This is a genomic window from Micromonospora sp. NPDC049366 (assembly GCF_044466625.1).
Lineage (GTDB): Bacteria > Actinomycetota > Actinomycetes > Mycobacteriales > Micromonosporaceae > Micromonospora.
On record NZ_JBITMV010000019.1, the window covers coordinates 170,495 to 173,733 of the forward strand.

The window sequence follows — 3,239 nt, forward strand, 5'->3', positions numbered from 1 at the left end:
GGTGGGGGGGCGGGGGGGGCCGGGGGCGCGCGCGGGGTGGGGGGGGGGGGGCCGGGGGGTGGGGGGTGGGGCCGGTTCCCCCCCGGGGGGGGGGGGGGCGGGGGGCGCGCCCCCCCCCCCCCCCGACGCCGGTCACATGCTGGCGATCAACCGCTCGACCCGCTCGTCGTACGCCCGGAACGGGTCCTTGCAGAGCACGGTGCGCTGCGCCTGGTCGTTGAGCTTGAGGTGCACCCAGTCGACGGTGAAGTCGCGCCGCTTCTCCTGCGCGTGCCGGATGAACTCACCGCGCAGCCGGGCGCGGGTCGTCTGCGGCGGGGTCTCCTTCGCCTCGAAGATCTCCGGGTCGGTGGCCACCCGGTCGACCTCACCGCGCCGCTCCAACAGGCCGTAGAGGCCGCGTCCCCGCCGCAGGTCGTGGTAGGCGAGGTCCATCTGGGCGACCCGGGGGTGCGACAGCGGCAGGTCGTGCTTGCGCTGGTAACGCTCGATCAGCCGCAGCTTCGTCACCCAGTCGATCTCCCGGGCCACCGGCTCCAGGTCACCGGTCTCGACGGCGCGCAGCACCCGGCCCCACAGCTCGACCACCCGCTTGGCGGTCTGGTCACCGCCGCGACGCTCGACGAACTCGGTGGCCTTCGCCAGGTATTCCTGCTGGATCTCCAGCGCGCTGACCTCCTTGCCGGAGGCGAGTCGCACCTTGCGTCGGCCGGTGATGTCGTGCGACACCTCGCGGATCGCCCGGATCGGGTTCTCCAGCGTGAGGTCGCGCATCACCACGCCCGCCTCGATCATCCGCAGCACGATGTCGGCCGTGCCGACCTTGAGCAGTGTGGTGACCTCGTTCATGTTGGAGTCGCCGACGATCACGTGCAGCCGGCGGTAGCGCTCGGCGTCGGCGTGCGGCTCGTCCCGGGTGTTGATGATCGGCCGGCTGCGGGTGGTGGCCGAGGAGACGCCCTCCCAGATGTGCTCGGCCCGCTGGGAGAGGCAGTAGACCGCGCCGCGCGGAGTCTGCAGCACCTTGCCCGCCCCGCAGATCAACTGCCGGGTGACCAGGAACGGGATCAGCACGTCGGCCAGCCGGCCGAACTCGCCGTGCCGGGAGACGAGGTAGTTCTCGTGGCAGCCGTACGAGTTGCCGGCCGAGTCGGTGTTGTTCTTGAACAGGTAGATCTCACCCGCGATGCCCTCGTCGTGCAGCCGCTTCTCCGCGTCGACGAGCAGCCCCTCCAGGATCCGCTCACCGGCCCGGTCGTGCGCGACCAGGTCGACGACCGAGTCGCACTCGGGGGTGGCGTACTCGGGGTGCGAACCGACGTCCAGGTAGAGCCGGGCCCCGTTCCGCAGGAACACGTTGCTGGACCGACCCCAGGACACCACACGACGGAAGAGGTAACGGGCGACCTCGTCGGGGGACAGCCGCCGCTGACCCCGATAGGTGCAGGTGACGCCGTACTCGGTCTCGAGGCCGAAGATTCGCCGCTCCATGGTGTGACATTAGCCGCCCGGAGGGCCGTTTCGTCACTGTCACACCACACGTCGTGCGGGAGCTGCGGATCAAACCCCGTCCGACTGCGACAAACCCTCCGCGCCCAGCGTCGCCACGTACGCCCGGCAGGCCGCGTAGTCGGGGAGCAGGCCCGACTCCCGAGCCTGCGCGAAGGTCGGGGCGGCGGCGTCCCGGGCCGACAGCTGCGGTACGTCGGCCGGCCACTCGATGCCCAACTCCTCGTCCAGCGGGTGCACCGAGTGCTCGCCGGTCGGGTTGTAGGTGGCTGAGCAGAGGTAGCTCAGGGTGGCGTCGTCGGTCAGCGCACAGAACCCGTGCCCGAGCCCCTCGGCGAGGTAGACCGCCCGGCGCTCCACGTCGTCCAGCCGCACTCCCTCCCAGCGGCCGAAGGTCGGCGAGCCGACCCGCAGGTCGACCACCACGTCGAGCACCGCGCCGCGGACGCAGGTGACGTACTTGGCCTGCCCCGGAGGCACGTCGGCGAAGTGGATGCCGCGCACCACGCCCCGCCCGGAGACGGACAGGTTGGCCTGCGCCAGCCGCAGCGGGTGACCGACGGCCTCGGCGAGCCGGTCGAACCGGTACCACTCCATGAACATGCCGCGCGGGTCGCCGTGCTGCTGCGGGGTGATCTCCCAGGCGCCCTCGATGCTCAACGGCCGGATCTTCATCGCGGCACCACCTCGGTGTGCTTCTCCGCGAGCAGGCCGAGCAGGTAGTCGCCGTAACCGCTCTTGGTCAGCGGCTCGGCGAGCGCCCGCAGCTGGTCGTCGTCGAGCAGGCCGGCCCGCCAGGCCACCTCCTCCACGCAGCCGATCTTGAGGCCCTGGCGCTCCTCGATGACCCGGACGAACTCCGCCGCCTGCATCATCGACGTGAAGGTGCCGGTGTCCAGCCACGCCGTGCCCCGGTCCAGGACGGTCACCGACAGCTCGCCCATCTCCCGGTATGCCTCGTTCACCGCGGTGATCTCCAGCTCGCCCCGCGCGCTCGGCGTGAGCTTGCTGGCGATGTCGACCACCCGGTTGTCGTAGAAGTACAGCCCCGGCACCGCGTAGCGGGACTTCGGCCGGGCCGGCTTCTCCTCGATCGAGAGGACCCGACCGTCGGCGTCGAAGTCGACCACGCCGTACGCCTCCGGGTTCGCCACCGGGTAGGCGAACACCCGGCCGCCGACCTGGTCGCCGTGCGCGGTGAGCTGCCGCCCCAGGCCGACACCGTGGAAGATGTTGTCACCGAGGATCAACGCCACCGGCTCGTCGCCGATGAAGTCCGCGCCGAGCACGAACGCCTGCGCGATGCCCTCCGGGCGGGCCTGGGCCACGTACTCCAGCCGGAGCCCCCACTGGCTGCCGTCACCGAGCAGCCGGCGGAACTGCTCCTGGTCATCGGGGGTCGTGATCACCAGGATCTCCCGCACGCCGGACATCACCAGCGTGGAGAGCGGGTAGTAGATCATCGGCTTGTCGAAGACCGGCATGAGCTGCTTCGACACCGCCCGGGTGATCGGCCAGAGCCGCGAGCCGGTGCCACCGGCGAGTAGGATTCCGCGCACCCGTCGGAGGGTACCGGTCCGCGCCGCGCCCGGCGACCGGGGTCGGCGGACGCGATCTCCCGCACGTTTGGCGTACACTTCCGGACCCGTGAGGATCCTCGTCACCGGCGGAGCCGGGTTTATCGGGTCGGAGTACGTGCGGCTGCTGTTGGGCAAGCCCCTGGGCAGCGC

Annotated in this window: 3 protein-coding genes; all 3 read right to left on the reverse strand. The window is 71.3% G+C overall.

All coding sequences use genetic code 11. The features are described from left to right. Positions 1-132: 132 nt before the first annotated feature. The 3 genes from pafA to rfbA all read right to left on the reverse strand — a co-directional run bounded on the left by pafA (position 133) and on the right by rfbA (position 3,068). Positions 133-1,491 (reverse strand): Pup--protein ligase, encoded by a 1,359-nt coding sequence (gene pafA / locus ACIBTV_RS25380; RefSeq protein WP_088993761.1) that lies wholly within the window; start codon positions 1,489-1,491, stop codon positions 133-135. Between the two features lie 69 nt (positions 1,492-1,560). Beyond that, positions 1,561-2,184, reverse strand: a complete 624-nt coding sequence (locus ACIBTV_RS25385; protein ID WP_396708760.1) for a dTDP-4-dehydrorhamnose 3,5-epimerase family protein — start codon at positions 2,182-2,184, stop codon at positions 1,561-1,563. Then, the gene (gene rfbA / locus ACIBTV_RS25390) at positions 2,181-3,068 is read right to left on the reverse strand and encodes a glucose-1-phosphate thymidylyltransferase RfbA (RefSeq protein WP_396708762.1); all 888 of its coding nucleotides are present in this window, start codon (positions 3,066-3,068) and stop codon (positions 2,181-2,183) included. Before rfbA ends, ACIBTV_RS25385 begins: the two co-directional genes overlap by 4 nt. Positions 3,069-3,239 lie beyond the last annotated feature (171 nt).